16 protein-coding genes are annotated in these 16,677 nt (G+C 73.1%); 5 read left to right on the forward strand and 11 right to left on the reverse strand.

Annotated elements, in window-relative coordinates; translation table 11 throughout:
• The first annotated feature begins 107 nt into the window (after positions 1-107).
• From AC13HU_RS12160 to AC13HU_RS12175, 4 genes are read left to right on the forward strand one after another with little or no spacing between them, the layout of a single operon-like run.
• Positions 108-989: an ABC transporter ATP-binding protein gene (locus tag AC13HU_RS12160; protein ID WP_483041827.1), complete on the forward strand. Its 882-nt coding sequence runs from the start codon at positions 108-110 to the stop codon at positions 987-989.
• Positions 989-2,347 carry an FtsX-like permease family protein gene (locus tag AC13HU_RS12165; protein WP_483041828.1) on the forward strand — a complete coding sequence of 453 codons (1,359 nt, stop codon included), beginning with the start codon at positions 989-991 and terminating at the stop codon, positions 2,345-2,347. Before AC13HU_RS12160 ends, AC13HU_RS12165 begins: the two co-directional genes overlap by 1 nt.
• Positions 2,344-3,426: a sensor histidine kinase gene (locus tag AC13HU_RS12170; protein ID WP_483041829.1), complete on the forward strand. Its 1,083-nt coding sequence runs from the start codon at positions 2,344-2,346 to the stop codon at positions 3,424-3,426. The genes AC13HU_RS12165 and AC13HU_RS12170 overlap by 4 nt, the downstream gene beginning before the upstream one ends.
• Positions 3,378-4,034 (forward strand): LuxR C-terminal-related transcriptional regulator, encoded by a 657-nt coding sequence (locus tag AC13HU_RS12175; RefSeq protein ID WP_483041830.1) that lies wholly within the window; start codon positions 3,378-3,380, stop codon positions 4,032-4,034. The genes AC13HU_RS12170 and AC13HU_RS12175 overlap by 49 nt, the downstream gene beginning before the upstream one ends.
• Positions 4,035-4,205: 171 nt before the next feature.
• On the opposite strand, the gene pheT is transcribed toward AC13HU_RS12175, so the two are convergent.
• The 7 genes from pheT to infC all read right to left on the reverse strand — a co-directional run bounded on the left by pheT (position 4,206) and on the right by infC (position 11,934).
• Positions 4,206-6,716, reverse strand: a complete 2,511-nt coding sequence (gene pheT / locus AC13HU_RS12180; protein ID WP_483041831.1) for a phenylalanine--tRNA ligase subunit beta — start codon at positions 6,714-6,716, stop codon at positions 4,206-4,208.
• Positions 6,716-7,837, reverse strand: coding sequence for a phenylalanine--tRNA ligase subunit alpha (gene pheS / locus AC13HU_RS12185; protein ID WP_483041832.1), 1,122 nt, complete (start codon positions 7,835-7,837; stop codon positions 6,716-6,718). The genes pheT and pheS overlap by 1 nt, the downstream gene beginning before the upstream one ends.
• A 193-nt stretch (positions 7,838-8,030) precedes the next feature.
• On the reverse strand, positions 8,031-9,197 hold the full coding sequence (locus AC13HU_RS12190) for a sensor histidine kinase (protein WP_483041839.1): 1,167 nt from the start codon (positions 9,195-9,197) through the stop codon (positions 8,031-8,033).
• A gap of 65 nt (positions 9,198-9,262) precedes the next feature.
• Positions 9,263-10,126 carry a TrmH family RNA methyltransferase gene (locus AC13HU_RS12195; protein ID WP_483041833.1) on the reverse strand — a complete coding sequence of 288 codons (864 nt, stop codon included), beginning with the start codon at positions 10,124-10,126 and terminating at the stop codon, positions 9,263-9,265.
• A gap of 292 nt (positions 10,127-10,418) precedes the next feature.
• The gene (rplT, locus tag AC13HU_RS12200) at positions 10,419-10,802 is read right to left on the reverse strand and encodes a 50S ribosomal protein L20 (protein WP_103886373.1); all 384 of its coding nucleotides are present in this window, start codon (positions 10,800-10,802) and stop codon (positions 10,419-10,421) included.
• 98 nt (positions 10,803-10,900) lie between these two features.
• A complete protein-coding gene (gene rpmI, locus AC13HU_RS12205; RefSeq protein WP_483041834.1) occupies positions 10,901-11,095 on the reverse strand; it encodes a 50S ribosomal protein L35 in 195 nt (64 codons plus the stop codon).
• Between the two features lie 134 nt (positions 11,096-11,229).
• Positions 11,230-11,934 carry a translation initiation factor IF-3 gene (gene infC / locus AC13HU_RS12210; RefSeq protein ID WP_483041840.1) on the reverse strand — a complete coding sequence of 235 codons (705 nt, stop codon included), beginning with the start codon at positions 11,932-11,934 and terminating at the stop codon, positions 11,230-11,232.
• A gap of 364 nt (positions 11,935-12,298) precedes the next feature.
• On the opposite strand from infC, the gene AC13HU_RS12215 reads away from it, so the two are divergent.
• The gene (locus AC13HU_RS12215) at positions 12,299-12,679 is read left to right on the forward strand and encodes a DUF1844 domain-containing protein (RefSeq protein WP_483041835.1); all 381 of its coding nucleotides are present in this window, start codon (positions 12,299-12,301) and stop codon (positions 12,677-12,679) included.
• Between the two features lie 107 nt (positions 12,680-12,786).
• Here AC13HU_RS12215 and AC13HU_RS12220 read toward each other — a convergent pair whose 3' ends face one another.
• The 4 genes from AC13HU_RS12220 to AC13HU_RS12235 all read right to left on the reverse strand — a co-directional run.
• Positions 12,787-13,590 (reverse strand): MIP family channel protein, encoded by an 804-nt coding sequence (locus AC13HU_RS12220; protein ID WP_483041836.1) that lies wholly within the window; start codon positions 13,588-13,590, stop codon positions 12,787-12,789.
• A 249-nt stretch (positions 13,591-13,839) separates the two neighbouring features.
• Positions 13,840-14,577, reverse strand: a complete 738-nt coding sequence (locus AC13HU_RS12225) for an SseB family protein (protein ID WP_483041837.1) — start codon at positions 14,575-14,577, stop codon at positions 13,840-13,842.
• 61 nt (positions 14,578-14,638) lie between these two features.
• On the reverse strand, positions 14,639-15,847 hold the full coding sequence (mycP, locus tag AC13HU_RS12230; protein ID WP_483041841.1) for a type VII secretion-associated serine protease mycosin: 1,209 nt from the start codon (positions 15,845-15,847) through the stop codon (positions 14,639-14,641).
• 35 nt (positions 15,848-15,882) lie between these two features.
• Positions 15,883-16,677, reverse strand: a 795-nt coding sequence (locus AC13HU_RS12235) for a hypothetical protein (RefSeq protein ID WP_483041838.1), incomplete at its 5' end; no start/stop codon positions are given.

Below are 16,677 nucleotides of genomic sequence, written 5' to 3' on the forward strand. Positions count from 1 at the left end.
GGTTAGCTGTAGTACGAAAGCGGGATGCTGGCTTCATGTTGCACCGCTTCCCCGATCCGTAGCGTCGAACTCGACGGGAACAGGGAGTTCGAGGAGAGGCCGGGACAATGCGAGACAACGGGGTCGGCCCGGAGACGGCCGGTGTGGAAGGTGCGGGGGGAGGCGCCCGCGAGGCGCTGCGGCTGTCGGCGGTGACGAAGGTGTACGAGGGGGCGGGGCGGCCGGTGACCGCGCTGGACGGCGTCTCGCTGACGCTGGCCGCCGGCACGTTCACCTCGGTGATGGGCCCCTCGGGCTCGGGCAAGAGCACCCTGCTCCAGTGCGCGGCCGGCCTGGACCGGCCGACCGCAGGGCGGGTGCTGGTGGGCGGCGACGAACTGCCGGGCGGGGGCGAGGCGGAGCTGACCAGGTTCCGCCGGTCCCGGATCGGCTTCGTGTTCCAGAGCTACAACCTGATCCCGTATCTGACGGTGGCTCAGAACGTGATATTGCCGCAGCGGCTGGCGGGCCGCCGGGCGCGTCGCGGCGAGGTCGCGGCGGTGCTGGCGCGGCTGGGCATCGCCGACCTCGCCGAGCGGCAGCCCGCCGAACTGTCCGGCGGCCAGCAGCAGCGCGTGGCGATCGCCCGGGCCCTGGTCAGCAGGCCGGCGGTACTCTTCGCCGACGAGCCGACCGGTGCGCTGGACACCGCGAGCGGGCGGCAGGTGCTGGCGTTGCTGCGGGAGTGCGCCGGGCAGTTCGGGCAGACCGTGGTCATGGTCACCCACGACCCGGTGGCCGCCTCCTACGCGGACCGGGTGCTCTTCCTCGCCGACGGCGCGCTGGTGGACGAGTTGCCGAACCCGGACGCGGCCGAGGTGGCCCGGCGGATGGCGCACCTGGACGCGCGGGCGACCGCGAACGCCGCCGACGGGGCCGCGCGTACGCCCGCGAACGCCGACGCCGACCGGACCCGCGTGTTCCCCCTCGGCCCGAAGGCGGTGGCGTGATGGCGACCGGACTGGCCCGCGCCTCCGTACGGCACCGCCGCGGCGGCTTCCTGGCGAGCTTCCTCTCCGTCTTCCTCGGCGCGGCGATCCTGATGGCGTTCGCGTCGATGCTCGACACCGCGGGCGGCCCGGGGGTGCACGGCACCGACCGGAGCACGCTGACGATCATGGCGACGGTGGTCGGCGGCTGGGGCGCGATCGTGGTGGCGTCCGCGGTCGTCACCACCCTTGCGGTCGCCTCCCGGCAGCGCGCCTCCGAACTGGCCCTGCTGCGCAGCCTGGGCGCCACACCCGGGCAGGCGGTGCGGCTGGTGGTGGGCGAGGTGGCGCTCGTCGGCGCGGCCGGCGTGCTGCTCGCGATCCCGTTCGGCTACGGCGGCGGCTACGCACTGCTGCACATCCTCCAGGGCACCGACCAGGTGCAGCACGGCGTCGGCTATCGCTTCGGCGCCGCCGCGCTCGCGGTCGGCGCGGGCGGCTGCCTGCTGGCGGCGCTGGTCGCGGCCTGGATCACCGCGCGGCGCACGGCCCGCCGCCGGGTCCGCGACGCACAACTCGCCGCCGCCCTCGGCGGGCGCCGGATCAGCAGGTTCCGGCTGATCGCAGGGGTGGTACTGCTGCTGGCCGGCGCGACCTGCGCGGTGCTGACCGCGACCGTGATGGACGGCAAGCAGCTCCAGACGCAGTCCGTCGCGGCCGAGGGCGCGATCCTGTCCTCGATCGGCTTCGCGCTGCTGGCGCCGGTGATCCTGCGGGCGGCCACCGCCGTGCTGGGACCGCTGCTGAGCGCCCTCGGCGCCCCCGAGCAGCTCGGCATGCTGGCCGTACGCCGCCGGCTCCAGCAGGCGGCAACCCCGATGATGCCGATCGTGATGTGCACGGCGATCTCCGTCGGCACGCTCTACATGCAGGCGATCTGGAACTCCGCGCACCCGGCGATGAACGCCGACGACAAGAGCACCGCGACCCTCAACTACGTGGTGGTCGGCATGCTCGCGGTGTTCGCCGCGGTGATGCTGGTGAACCTGATCGTGGCCGAGACCGCCGCGCGCCGCCGGGAGTTCGCGCAGTTGCGGCTGACCGGCGCGACCCCGCGGCAGGTCCTCCGGCTGGTCGGCACGGAGACCGCACTGACACTGATCACCGGTGTGCTGTTCGGCTCGCTCGCCGCGCTGCTGTCGGTCGTGCCCTACAGTCTGGCCGTGACCGACAAGGCGGTGCCCGACTCCTCGCTCGGGATCTACCTCGCCGTGGTGGCCGGTGTCGCCGTCCTGACGCTCACCGCCGGGCTGGGCGCGGCCCGCAGTACCACCCGCACGCCCGCGGTCGCGGTGCTGCGGGGGGCGGCGGCGTCGTGACCGCCGATCATGGTGCCCTTCGGCTGGGCCGGCGCCGCCGGCCCGGCTGGGGTGTCCTGCTGTGGTGGCAGGCGGCAGTCTCCGTGCCGCTCGGGCTCGCCCCCACGATCGTGTGGATGACGGGCTCGTCGCACTACTTCTGGCCGCGCTGGGTGTGGTTCGGCCTGGCGCTGAACCTCACGACACAGTGCGCGCTGCGCTGGGCGCTGGCCGGGCCGTCGGGCCGGCGCCGGGCCTTCAGGGTGCAGGCCGCGCTGAGCGCGGTGTACGTCGCGCTGGACGTCACCGTGTGGGCGCTGTCCGACCGCGGCTTCTTCTGGCCGGTGTTCACCCTCCCGGTGGTGGCGCTGGCGCTGCTCGCACACGCCTGGTGGCTGCCGTTGGCCCGGGAGCGGGAGCGGGAGCTGACCGAGCGGGTCGCCTCGCTGCGCCGTACCCGTAGCGGCGTACTGGACGTGCAGGCAGCCGAACTCAAGCGGATCGAGCGGGATCTGCACGACGGGGCGCAGGCACGGATGGTGTCGCTGGCGATGAACCTGGGGCTGGCCGGCGAGTTGCTGTCCCGCGACCCGGACGCCGTGGCCGAACTCCTCGTCGAGGCCCGCGACACCACGCTGACCGCGCTGGAGGAGCTGCGCACCGTCATGGAGGGCATCCAGCCGCCGGTCCTCGCCGACCGGGGCCTGGTCGGCGCGGTCGAGGCGGTCGCGCTCGATCTGGCGCTGCCGGTGGAGGTCACCGCCGACGTGCCCGGGCGGCTCGAAGCGCCGGTCGAGTCGGCGGTCTACTTCGCGGTCACCGAGTGCCTTGCCAACGTCGTCAAGCACAGCCGGGCCGCCCGTGCGTGGGTCCGCCTCGACCACCGCGCCGATACCCTGACCGTCGTCGTCGGTGACGACGGGATCGGCGGCGCCATACCCGGAGCCGGCACGGGACTGAGCGGGATGGCCCGCCGGCTGGAAGTGTTCGACGGCACCGTCACAGTGGACAGCCCGCCCGGTGGCCCGACCCGGGTGGCGATGGAGGTACCTTGCGCGTTGTCATCGCCGAAGACCTCGCCCTCCTCCGGGACGGCCTGACCCGGCTGCTGGCCGCCCACGGCTTCGAAGTTGCCGGAGCGGTCGGCGATCCCGAGGCCCTGGCGGAGGTCCTGGCCCGCGAGAAGGTCGACGTCGCGATCGTCGACGTCCGGATGCCGCCGAGCTTCAGCAACGAGGGGCTGGTCGCGGCGCTGGAGGCGCGTGCACGGCGCCCCGGTCTGCCGGTGGTCGTGCTGAGCCAGTACGTCGAGCAGCTCTACGCCCGTGAGTTGCTGCGGTCCGGCGAGGGGGCGATCGGCTATCTCCTCAAGGACCGGGTGGGCAACGTGCCGGACTTCGTCGAGACCGTACGGCAGGTTGCCGGCGGGGCGACGGTGCTCGATCCCAAGGTGGTGGCCGCGATGGTCACGCGACTCGGCAGCCACGAACCCCTCACCCGGCTCACGCCCCGCGAACGGGAAGTGCTTTCCCTTATGGCGCAGGGCCGTTCGAACGCCGGGATCGGCTCGGCCCTCGTCATCACCGAGAACGCGGTCAGCAAACACATCAACAACATCTTCACGAAGCTGGATCTGCCGACGGCGCCGGACGACAACCGGCGGGTGCTGGCAGTCCTCCAATACCTCCGCGATCCTGGGCACCCCTGACCCCCCGGGTTTCCCCGTCCTGCCGGTTCCGGGACCACCTGCCGGTGGGGGTTCTCACGCAGTTCTCCCCCTGGCTCCGCCGAGGCAAAGCTCTGGGGGAGGACTGCGCGAGCAACCCACCACCGGGTAGGTGGTCCCGGAACCGACGGAACACACCACCCGGGAGGGTCTCTAGCTACGCAGCACCGCGTCGGTGCGGTCGGCTGCGCAGGCGACCGCCGCATCGCGGGCGGCGGACGCCTCCTCCGCGGTGAGGGTCCGGTCATGCGCACGGAAGCGCAGCGCATACGCCAGGGACTTGCGCCCCTCCCCGATCTGCGGCCCGGTGAAGACGTCGAACAGCCGCAGGGACTCCAGGAGTTCACCGGCGCCCTCGCGAAGCGCGGACTCGACCTCGGCGGCCGGCACGTCGGCCGCGACGACGAGCGCGACGTCCTGCGTGGCGACGGGGAACATGGACACGCGTGGCCCGGCCGGGCGGTAGCCGGCCCCGGCGACCTCGATCAGGTCGAGGTCGACCTCCATCGCCGAGGTGCGCTCGGGCACTCCGAGCGCCTTGGTGACGCGCGGGTGGAGTTCACCACCGTGCCCGATGAGCACCTCCGTGCCGTCGGCGGCGACGGCGTAGAAGGCCGCGCACCGGCCGGGGTGGTAGGGCGCGTGGTGGTCCTGACGCAGGATCAGTTCGACCCCGGCCTCGCGGGCGACCGTACGGGCCGCCTCGATCGCGTCGGCCCATCCGGCCTGGTGCCCAGGGCCCCACCAGCCGGCGGGTTCGCGGGCACCGGCGAGCACGACGGCGGCGTGCCGCGGCTGGTCCGGCAGCGCGGCCCCCAGCGCGGCGATCTCCTCGTCGGTGGGCCGGCGGTCGACCGGCGGCTGCGGCGGGGTGCCGGCGCCGTCCTTGGGGTGGAAGACCAGGCCGGTCTCGAAGAGCGCGAGGTCGTGCGTGCCGCGCCCGTCGTTGCGGCGCAGCGCCCCGAGCAGCCCGGGCAGCAGGGTGGTGCGCAGCTCGGGCTCGTTGTCGTACAGGGGGTTGGCGAGGCGGACGGTGCGGCGACGCGGGTCGTCCGCGTCGAGGCCGAGCGCGTCGAAGACCTCGGCGCCGAGGAAGGGGTAGGTCGGCGCCTCCACGTAGCCGGTGCCGGCCAGCGCGCGGCCGATCCGGCGGCGCAGCAACTGGGAGTCGGTCAGACCGCGTTGCGAGGGCACCTTGGGCAGGGTGGAGGGCAGGTTCTCGTAGCCCTCCAGCCGGATGACCTCTTCCGCGAGGTCGTTGGGGAAGGCGAGGTCGGGCCGCCAGCTCGGCACGGCGACGACCAGATCGTCCGAGCCGGTGACGTGGCAGCCGATCTGCTGGAGGCGGCGCACCACGGTCTCGCGGCCGTACTTGGTGCCGGCCACGCGGTCGGGGTGGTCGGCGGCCATCGCGACGGTGCGCGGCTCGCTGGGCACCGCGACGTCGGTGACGCCGGGCTCCGCGGCGCCGCCGGCGAGCAGCACCAGCAGGTCCACCGCGCGCTGCGCGGCGGCGGCGGTCACCTGCGGGTCGGTACCGCGCTCGAAGCGGCGGGCCGCCTCGGAGCCGAGCTTGTGCCGGCGGGCGGTACGGGCGATCGTCACGGGGTCGAAGTGCGCGGCCTCGATGACGATCTCGCTGGTGCCGGAATCGACCCCGGAGTCGGCGATCTCGGTGTGCGCGCCGCCCATCACGCCGGCCAGGCCGATCGGGCCGGTCTCGTCGGTGATCACCAGGTCCTCGGCGTCCAGCACTCGTTCGGCGCCGTCGAGGGTGGTCAGCTTCTCGCCGGCCTCGGCTCGGCGCACCCCGATCGGGCCGGTCAGCCGGGTCCGGTCGTAGGCGTGCAGCGGCTGACCGACCTCGAACATCACGTAGTTGGAGATGTCCACGGCGAGCGAGATCGGCCGCATGCCGACCTTCTGCAGCCGCCGCTGGAGCCAGATCGGCGAGCGGGCCTCGTGGTTGATGCCGGTGACGGTGCGGGCGGTGAAGCGGTCGCAGCCGGCCGGGTCGGAGACCTGCACCGGGTAGCCGCCCTCCTTGGGCCCGGGCACGTCGATCAGCGCGGGGTCGCTCAGCGGCAGCCCGAACGCGGTCGCGACCTCGCGGGCCACACCGCGCAGCGACAGGCAGTAGCCGCGGTCGGGGGTGACCGCGATGTCGAGGACGTCGTCGACGAGTTCGAGCAGGCCGATCGCGTCGGTGCCGACCTCGTGCTCGGGCGGGAGCACCACGATGCCGTCGTGGTCGTCGCCCATGCCGAGCTCGCGGGCCGAGCAGATCATGCCGTGCGAGGTCTTGCCGTACGTCTTGCGGGCGGAGATCCGGAAGTCGCCGGGCAGCACACCGCCGGGCAGGATCACCACGACCTTGTCGCCGACCGCGAAGTTGCGGGCGCCGCAGACGATCTCCTGCGGCTCGCCGCTCCCGTTCGCCTTGCCGACGTCCACGGTGCAGAAACGGATCGGCTTCTTGAAGCCCTCCAGTTCCTCGATGGTCAGCACCTGGCCGACGATCAGCGGCCCTTGCAGCCCGGCGCCCACGTGCTCGACCGTCTCGACCTCAAGACCGGCGGAAATGAGCTTGGCCTGGACGTCGCGGCCGGTGGTGCCGGCCGGCAGGTCGACGTACTCCCGCAGCCAAGAAAGCGGGACCCGCATCAGATCTCCATCCCGAACGGAAGGGTGAAACGCACGTCACCCTCGACGATGTCTCGCATGTCCTCGACGTTGTGGCGGAACATCATCATCCGCTCGATGCCGAAGCCGAACGCGAAGCCGCTGTACTTTTGGGGGTCGATGCCGCAGGCGATGAGCACCTTCGGGTTGACCATGCCGCAGCCGCCCAGCTCGATCCAGCCCTCGGAGGAGCAGGTGCGGCAGGGGCGGTCGGGGTTGCCGACGGACGCGCCGCGGCAGACGTAGCAGAGCATGTCCATCTCGGCGGACGGCTCGGTGAACGGGAAGAAGTTCGGCCGCAGCCGGGTCGTCATGCCCTCGCCGAAGAGCGAGACCACCATGTGGTCCAGCGTGCCCTTCAGGTCCGCCATGGTCAGGCCCTCGTCCACGGCCAGCAGCTCGACCTGGGCGAACACCGGGGTGTGGGTGGCGTCCAGTTCGTCGGAGCGGTAGACACGGCCGGGCGCGATCACGTAGACCGGCAGCTCGCGCGCCAGCAGGGCGCGGATCTGCACCGGCGAGGTGTGGGTGCGCAGCACCATCCCGGACGGCTCGGCCCCGTCCGGACCGGCGACGAAGAAGGTGTCCTGGGCGTCGCGCGCCGGGTGGTCCGGCGGGAAGTTCAGCGCGTCGAAGTTGAACCACTCGGCCTCGACCTCGGGGCCCTCGGCAACCTCGTAGCCCATGGCGACGAAGATGTCCTCGATGCGGTCGCCCAGGGTGGTCAGCGGGTGGCGGGCGCCCGCCGGGACCCGGCCGTAGGGCAGCGTGACATCGACCGCCTCCTCGACCAGAACCCGCGCGTCGCGCTCGGCTTCCAGCTCGGTCTGGCGGGCGGCGAGCGCCTTGTTCACCTGGCCGCGGGCCTGGCCGACCCGCTTGCCCGCCTCGGCCTTGGCCTGCGGCGGCAGCGCGCCGATCTCGCGGTTGGCCAGCGCGAGCGGCGAACCGCCGCCGGCGTGCGCGATCTTGACGTGGGTGAGCGCGTCCAGATCGGCGGCGGCCGCGATCGCGGCGAGCGCCTCGTCGCGCATCCGCTCGATCTGCTCCGGCTGCAACGCCTCGACCTCGACTGGGTCGTACGACTTGTTCGGTGCCGACATCTCTTCCCGTTCCGAATTCGGATGCTCTTGGCGGTGACCCCGAGGCTGTGCCTCCGGGGGAGGATCTGCCCGACCGGACCCATGCCAAAGGCTGAGTCTATCGGCCATGGCGGTCCCGTTCGGCTACCGGCGGTGGCGCCCGTCGGGACGGCTCTCCCGCGGTCCACCCGGGCCGAAGGGCTTCGGCAGAAGCTCAGGCCAGGTAGGCGGGGGCCCCGACGGGCAGAATAAATCGGAACTCGGCACCGCCGCCGGGCGCGCGCCCGACGCTGATGGTGCCGCCGTGCGCCTCGACGATGCCCTTGACGATGTACAGCCCCAGGCCGGTGCCGCCGCGCGTGCTCCCGCGCCAGAAGCGGGTGAAGACGCGGCCCATCGACTCCTCGGGGATGCCGGGGCCTTCGTCGCTCACGGTGACTGCCGTGCCCTCCGTCGTACGGTCGTGGCCGCCGATGCCGGCGGCGCGGGTCACCTCGATGGTGACAGTCCCGTCGCCGTGCCGCACCGCGTTTTCCAGCAGGTTGCCGAGGATCTGGTCGACCTTGTCCGGGTCGGCCCACAGCGCCGGCAGCGGCCCGGGCACCCGTACCGCGAACCGTTCGGCGCTCTGCCCGGCCGCGACGTGCGCGTCCACGTGATGGCGGACGGCGGCGACGATGTCCACCGGCTGGCGGCGCACCTCCAGCCGGCCGGAGTCGATCCGGGAGATGTCGAGGAGTTCGGCGATCAGTCGGGTGACCCGGTTGGCGTCGGCGTCGACGGTCTCCAGCATCAGCTTCTTCTGGTCCTCGGTGAACCGCTCCCACTTCGCCAGCAGCGTGGCGGTGAAGCCCTTGACCGAGGTGAGCGGCGAGCGCAGTTCGTGGGCGACGGTCGCGATCAGCTCCGCGTGCGACCGCTCGGTACGGCGCCGCGCCTCGGTGCCGCGCAGCGTGACCACCAGCCGCCGCACCGGTCCGCGCGGCCGCTGCCGGACGTACCGCGCCGAGACCAGCACCTCGCGGCCGCCGGGCAGCAGCAGGTTCCGCTCGGGCTGCGCGACCCGGATGTCGAGTCCCCCGTACGGGTCGGTCAGCTGCCACCAGCGGCGCCCGTCCAGGTCCTCCAGCGGGAGCGCCTGCTCCATCGGACGGCCGAGCACGTCGGCGGGGCGCAGCGCGGTGATCCGGGCGGCCGCGGCGTTGAAGCAGATCACCCGGCCCTGCTCGTCGGCGACCACCAGGCCGTCAGGCAGGTCGTCGGGGTCGATGCCCAACTGGTACGGGTCGGCGGACGGTCGCGCCGCCGGCACCGCGGGCGGCTCCTTGCCGGGCGCGGGTGCGGGTGCGGAGACGGCCCATCCCGCCGGCACGCCGCGCATGCCGTTCTGCGGCATTACGTCCAACCCCGCCACCCCCCTCTCAGGGCTCCAGGGCGGCCACCCTACTAGCTTGAGGTGACGCCGCGGCACCCCGCGGGCGAGCGCTGCGCGCGGGCGGAGGCGTACAGGCACACCGCGGCGGCGGTCGCGAGGTTCAGGCTCTCGGCCCGGCCATGGATCGGCACCCGCACCACCTCGTCGGTGAGCGCCCTGGTCTCCTCGGGAAGGCCCCATGCCTCGTTGCCGAACACCCAGGCGGTCGGCCCGAGCATCCGGCCCTCGTCGAGCTCGGCGTCCCGGTCGCGCTCCCCCGCGCCGTCGGCGGCCAGCACCCGGACGCCCTGGGCCCGCAGGCCCGCCACGGCGGTCTCCGCCGGTACGCCCACCGCGACCGGCAGGTGGAAGAGGCTGCCGGCGGAGGCGCGTACCGCTTTCGGGTTGTACAGGTCCACGGACGCGTCGGTGAGCACCACCGCGTCCGCGCCGGCCGCGTCCGCGCAGCGCAGCACGGTGCCCGCGTTGCCGGGGTCGCGGACGTTCGCCAGGACGGCGACCAGCCGCGGCCGCGCGGCCAGCACGTGCTCGAACGGCGTGTCCAGGAACCGGCAGACCCCGATCAGCCCTTGCGGGGTCACGGTGTCCGACATCTCCGCGATCACCTGCGGTGTGGCTCGCAGCAGGGACGCGCCTGCCGCGCGGGCAGCCGCGATCAGTTCGGCGTGCCGCTCTTCCGCCTCCGGCGTGACGTACAACTCGACGAGCGTCCGCCCTTCCGGGCCACCCTGGTGTGCGACGGCTTCGCGTACCGCCTGCGGGCCCTCCGCCAGGAACCGGCGCTCCTTCGCCCGGAACGAGCGCTTGGCCAGCTTCCGTGCGGCGGTCACCCGCGCCGAGCGCAACGAGGTCAGATCCGCGGGTGGGCTGGTCACGGGCTTGGCTCTCTCCGTCGTGCGGGGGGTACGGCCTCGCGCCGTAAGGGGTGGTCCTGCTCACTGCCGAGTACCGCCCGGTGGTGGGTTGCTCGCGCGGTTCCCCGCGCCCCCTGTTCGTGCGGCTCCTCCCGCAGTGAGGGTGAACCGCGAGAACCCAAGGGGCGCGGGGTGCGCGAGCAACCGGCCACCGGCGGGTGGTCCCGGAACCGACAGCACGGGGCACCCCCAGTGGGACAGGGGCACCCCGTAAGGCAGGCGCGCCGTCAGAGCGGCTGAGCCCGGCGCAGCGTCACGCGGCCTTCGGCGCGTTGACGTCGGAGGGCAGCGCCTTCTGGGCGACCTCGACGAGCGCGGCGAACGCGGGCGCGTCGGTGACGGCCAGCTCCGCGAGGATCTTGCGGTCGACCTCGACGTTGGCGGCCTTCAGACCCTGGATGAAGCGGTTGTAGGTGATGCCGTTCGCACGGGCCGCGGCGTTGATCCGCTGGATCCAGAGCTGACGGAAGTCGCCCTTGCGCTTCTTGCGGTCGTTGTAGTTGTAGACCAGGGAGTGGGTGACCTGCTCCTTGGCCTTGCGGTACAGGCGCGAACGCTGGCCGCGGTAGCCGCTGGCCTGCTCGAGAATCGCCCGGCGCTTCTTCTGGGCGTTGACTGCCCGCTTGACGCGTGCCACTTGATAACTCCTTCTAGGGGACCGCGGTACTGGTCACGCGGTCCGAAAGCGATGGGGGTCCCGGATCGGACCGCGCGCCCCGGTCGGGGGCGCGCAGGTCACTTGCCGAGAAGCTTCTTGATCTTCTTGGCGTCGGCCGGGGCAACCTCGACGGTGCCGGTCAGCTTGCGCGTCTTGGTGGACGGCTTGTGCTCCAGGTAGTGGCGCTTGCCGGCACGCTCACGGAGCACCTTGCCGGAGCCGGTGATCTTGAAGCGCTTGCTCGCACCACTGTGGGTCTTGTTCTTCGGCATGGCGCCGTGGTCTCCTCGTCGCTGGCCCTCCCGGGCGCCCGGTCAAGGGCGTACGGGGAGCGTCAGTCCTGCTATTACCACCCGAAGCCGCCCGGTCCTCAAGGGGCTTGCGGGGTACCTCTCCAGCCGCGGTGTCAGCCGGCGTCGGCCGACGTGTCGACCTGCTCCTCCGCCTCGACGGTCTCGCCGTCGTCAGCGGTCCCGGCGTCGTCAGCGGTCTCGGTGTCGTCACCGATGTCACCGTCGTCGCCGTCGTGGCCGTGGTCGCCCTGGCGCTCCGCCTTGCGGGCTGCCTGGGCCTCGCGGGCCTCGGCCATGGCCTCGGTCTTCTTCTTGTGCGGACCGAGGACCATGATCATGTTGCGGCCGTCCTGCTTCGGGTTCGACTCGATGAACCCGAGGTCCTGGACGTCCTCCGCGAGCCGCTGGAGCAGGCGGTAGCCCAGCTCCGGGCGGGACTGCTCACGGCCACGGAACATGATCGTGATCTTGACCTTGTCGCCCTGCTTGAGGAACCGGACGACGTGACCCTTCTTGGTGTCATAGTCGTGCGGGTCGATCTTCGGCCGGAGCTTCATCTCCTTGATGACCGTGTGCGCCTGGTTCTTGCGCGCCTCACGGGCCTTCATGGCCGACTCGTACTTGAACTTCCCGTAGTCCATGAGCTTGCACACGGGCGGACGGGCGGTCGCCGCGACCTCGACCAGGTCGAGGTCGTACTCCTGCGCAAGCTCCAGTGCCTTGGCAAGCGGCACAATGCCGACCTGCTCGCCACTGGGACCGACAAGTCGCACCTCGGGAACGCGAATCCGGTCGTTGATGCGGGGCTCGGCGCTGATGGGGCCTCCTCGGTTGCACGACGCGACTGACTGGCCGACAGCCGCGCTTGGGTCGTCTTCTGCTACTACCCTGTGCGTCGTGCCCGAACGTCAAAAACGCCCCGTACGGCACACAGGCGGGCTCCTCACAACCGGGAGCACCGCCGCGTTGTTCCGCGGGGCGCATCGGACGGCGGGAGCCGGGCGCACAACGCGCCGACCGAAGCCGTCTGACCGGGGACCCGTCGGCCGCAGGCCGAGCAGGTGGGAGATCGGAGCCTCCACTTGGTGGCCGGACACGCTGATGTCCGACCGGTCGTTCACCAAGCATAGCAGCGCAGACCCCGAGGCCGTAATCGGCCGGACGGGGCATATCGTGGCGGCCATGAGCGACGCACCGGCCTCCACTCCCACCTCCGCCCCCGCCGCGGCACCCGACTTCGACGACATGACCCGCGACATCGCGGACGTGCCGGCGGTGGAGGTGATCACCACGGTGGCGGTCCACCTGATGAGCGCCGCCGCGGTGAACCTGGGGCTGGCCGAGGAGGGCGAGCAGCACAAGGACCTCGACGAGGCCCGCAAGCTCATCCAGGCCCTCGCCGGGCTGGTCAGCGCCGGCGCCACCGAGATCAGCTCCTTCCACGCGGCGCCGCTGCGGGACGGGCTGAAGTCGCTCCAGCTCGCCTTTCGCGAGGCGTCGGTGGTGCCGGACGAGCCCGGCCAGGGCCCGGGCGAGAAGTTCACCGGCCCGGTCTACGGCTGACGGCAGGGACTGCGGGCGGCACCCCGGACAGCAGGACGCCCGGACACCCCGGCCCGCCGCCGCGAGCGCGGTCGGCAACAGCGGGGCGCCCTGACGACTACGCGCGACTACGCCGCCCCGCCCTCCTGGGTGCGGGCGGCGTTCTCCGCCTCGACGGCGGCGGCGCGGGCGGCCTTGGCCGCGGTCATCGCCGGGTGGGTGGTCTGGTGCACGACCGCGGCGATCGCCGCACCGACCAGCGGGGCGACCAGGAAGAGCCAGACCTGGGTCAGCGCGGGGCTGCCGGCGAACAGCGCCGGGGCGAGACTGCGGGCCGGGTTGACACCGGTACCGGTGAGCGGGATGCCGACCAGGTGGATCACGGCCAGCGCGAGGCCGATCGGCAGGCCGCCGAAGCCGACCACGGCGATCTTGTGCGTCACCGCGAGCACCACGAAGACCAGCAGGAAGGTCAGGATCACCTCGGCGACGAACGCGCCGAAGATGTTGATGCCGACCGCCGAGCGGGTGCCGTAGCCGTTGGTGCCGAACGCGCCGTACCGCTTGAAGCCCGGGACCTGCTCGGCGACCAGCAGCAGGAGTGCGGCGCCGACGATCGCGCCGAGGAACTGGGCGACCCAGTACTCGACCGCCCGGCGCAGCTCGATCCGCCCGGCCAGCAGCATGCCGAGCGTGACCGCCGGGTTGACGTGGCTGCCGGAGATCGGCCCGATCGCGTACGCGATGGCGAGCAGCACGAAGCCGAAGGCCAGCGCGATGCCGAGGGTGCCGATGTACGAGCCGGACAGCACCGCGGCACCGACCGCGAAGAAGACGAGGGCGAGCGTGCCCACGAATTCGCAGACGACGGCGCGGGTGTCCGTGGGGCGGTAGTTCGCCAGGTCCGCCGCGGTGAAGGTTCGCCGGTCCATCGGGCCTCCTCGAAATGATCAATCCCTGCCTTTGCATTGTCGGCACGATGGGTGAATCGCACATCTCGGGGCATATGCGGCATCGATCCGGCAACCGCGAGGTGCAGGAGAACGAGGTGCAGGAGAACGAGGTCCGGGAAAGCAGGGCGGCCCGGGCAGAACCGGCATCCTCGGGTGAGGGCGTAGACGCGGGTGAGGGCGTAGACGCGGGCACGGGCGCCAGCCCGGGCGAAGGCACGGGCTCGGCGCTCAGCGGGTGAAGAGCGGCTCTCCCGGGAGGGTCGCGGACGGCGGGAGAAGGGCCAGGTCGAGGCCCTGGAGCAGCGCGGCGCGCAGCGTCTCGTCGGTGGCCAGGGCACCGGCCAGCCGGTTCGCGGCCGCGGTCACGTCGGCGCCCTCGGCGAGCACCAGGGTCAGGGTCCCGTCGGTGCCCGGGCCGCCGGGGGTGAGGTGGGCGCGGGCGATGCCCGGCTCGGCGGCGACGGCGGCGCGCAGCGCGGACCGCACCTCGGGGTCGGCCAGCGGGTCGGCGCGGCCGGGACCGGCCGCGGCGGCGCGCAGTGCGGCACCGGTCAGTTCGTACGTCACCGGTCCGGCCAGGTCGATCAGCAGCGTGTCCGCCTGCTCGTGGGCGAGCGCCTGGAGGGCCTGGTGCAGCGGCACGGCCACCGGGCGGGCGTCCGCGCGCCAGCTCGCCAGCGACCGGGTCGAGGTGAAGGCGGGCAGCGCGCGCCGTCCGTCCGGTGCCTGGATGGTCGGCACCGCCATGTCGCTGCTCTTCTCCCGGGCCAGCCCGTCGGGCCCGGTCTCCACCTCGCCGAGCACCGCCACGACCGGGACCAGCAGCCGTGCCCCGTGCAGCGCCGCCACCACGTCCGCGTCCGAGGCCCGGCCCGCCGCGTAGGCCGCGAGCGCCTCGGCCAGCGCCGCGTCCGCCGACCCGTCGTCATCTGCGAACCCGGAGTCCGGAATATTCTTCAACGCCACGACGGCACCCTATCCGCCGCCTGCCGTGCCCCCGTCGGGCGGCCCGGGCGGCGGGCATCGCTCAGCGGGCGCGGCGGACCCGGAAGTAGAGGAGGCCCGCCACCGCGATGAGCGCGGCGCCGACCGCGGCGAAGGCGGTGGCCGCGCCGTTGGCGAGGAGCTGGGAAGAGGAGGCGGCCGCGGGCGGGGCGGTCGGGCCGGGCGCGAAGTACGCGTGCGGGTAGGCCGCGGGCGTGGGCAGCACCGGTGCGGGCTTGAGCTTCTTCGCCGCGGCGAGCGCGGCCGCGGGGTCGATCAGCCCGGTGCCGACCTCGTCGTTCCGCCCGCCCGCCGGCTTGTCCCGCGTGGTGTCCTGGAGGACCTGCTTGACCTGCGCCGGGCTGAGCTTCGGGGCCGCGGAGCGGATGAGCGCGACGGCCCCCGAGGCGTACGCGGAGGCCGCGCTGGTGCCCCATCCGTTGTAGTAGGTCCGGTCGGGGTCGGCGATGACCACCTCGACGCCGGGCGCGGACACCGACGCGTACCAGCGGTGCGTGGAGAAGGAGGCGTGCTCGCCGTGCCGGTCGACCGCGGCCACGGCGATCACCCCGGGGTAGGCGGCCGGGTAGGAGGAACGGTCGGCGGCGTCACCGCCGTTGCCCGCGGACGCGACGACCACGACGCCCTTGCTCAGCGCGTAGCGGATCGCGTCGTCCTCGGCGGCGACCGGCGCCGCGGTGGCGCTGTCGTCGCCGAGCGAGAGGTTGATGACGTCGGCGCCGTGATCGACGGCCCAGCGGATACCGGCCGGCAGGGCGTCGCCGCGGTTGGTCCTGGCCTTCTGCCGCTGCGGGTCCTTGTCCTCGAGGATCACCCGGACCGGCAGGATGCGGGCCTGCGGGGCGATGCCGAGCACGCCGTCGCCGTGCCCGGGGCCGTGGCCGTGCCCGGCGATGATCGCCGCCATCCCGGTGCCGTGCTTGGCCCACGCCTTGTCGCCGGGCTTCGCGCCGAACCCGACCTCGTCCTTGCCGTTGAGCACCTGGCCGGTGAGGTCGGGGTGGGTCGGGTCGACCCCGGTGTCGAGCACCGCCACGGTGACGCCGGCGCCCCTGGTGGTCTGCCACGCGGCTTGCGCGTGCAGCGCGGACAAGGCCCAGTCGGAGGCGCGCGCGCTGTCGGCGGCGGCGGGGGCGGCGGTGAGCGCGACCGTCGTACCGGCTGCCGCGAGCGCGGCGAGCGCGCGGACGGCGGCGGGCCTGGCGGTACGCGGGGGCCTGGCGGTACGCATGGCTGCGGCGGCACGCGCGGGCTTGGCGGCGGGGTTCATCCGTGGTGCTCCGAGCCGGTGGTCGGCGGGTGGCGGAGGGCGGTGACGGCCGTGTGCAGGTGGTCGTCGACGGCGGAGGCGAGCCCGGTGGCGTCGAAGCCGAGACCGGCCTGCGCGGGCGCGGTGGTGGCGCCTTGGGCGTCGGCCTTGTCCGCGGGCTGCGGCTGGGCGATGGTGCGTCCGTCGGCGAAACCGCTGACGGCGTAGACCACGAACGGCAGGTCGGCGGAGACCCGCACGTCCCAACTCCCGCGCTGGCGGTCGCCGAAGTGGGCGGCGGGGGTGCCGGGCAACGCGACGGGCTTCGGCAGCAGGTCGATCCGTTCGCCGAGGTGCTGCCCGGACCACCGCTTGGCGAGCGCGCTCATCGTCGACGCCTGGCCGGAGCCGACGAGGAGGCCGACCGTGGTGACGGTGGTCGAGGTGCTGTCGACGTACGTGGCGCGCAGCAGGCGTACGCAGCCGGCCGGCGCCAACACCTGCCGGAGCAGCGGGTCGAAGGCGCCCGCGCAGCCCGTGGGCGCGGCCACGCCGATCCGGGTCCAGGAGCGGTCGGCGCCGCCGGGCCCACCGTCCTTGCCGTCGACGGTGGGCGGGAACAGCTTGTCCACCGGGGTGTTGCGCCATACGTCACGGGCTTGCGCGAACGCCTGCGGGCTGCCGTCCGGGTTGCCCCAGCCGTTGTAGAGGTAGGGGGCGACCGCTTGGACGCCGCTCGCGGGTGGTGGCGTGGTGCCGCCGCCGGTGGGCAGCGTCCACTTCTGGTTGGCGGACCCGGCGCAGGTCCAGAT

It is taken from the genome of Streptomyces sp. NH27 (genome assembly GCF_056859195.1).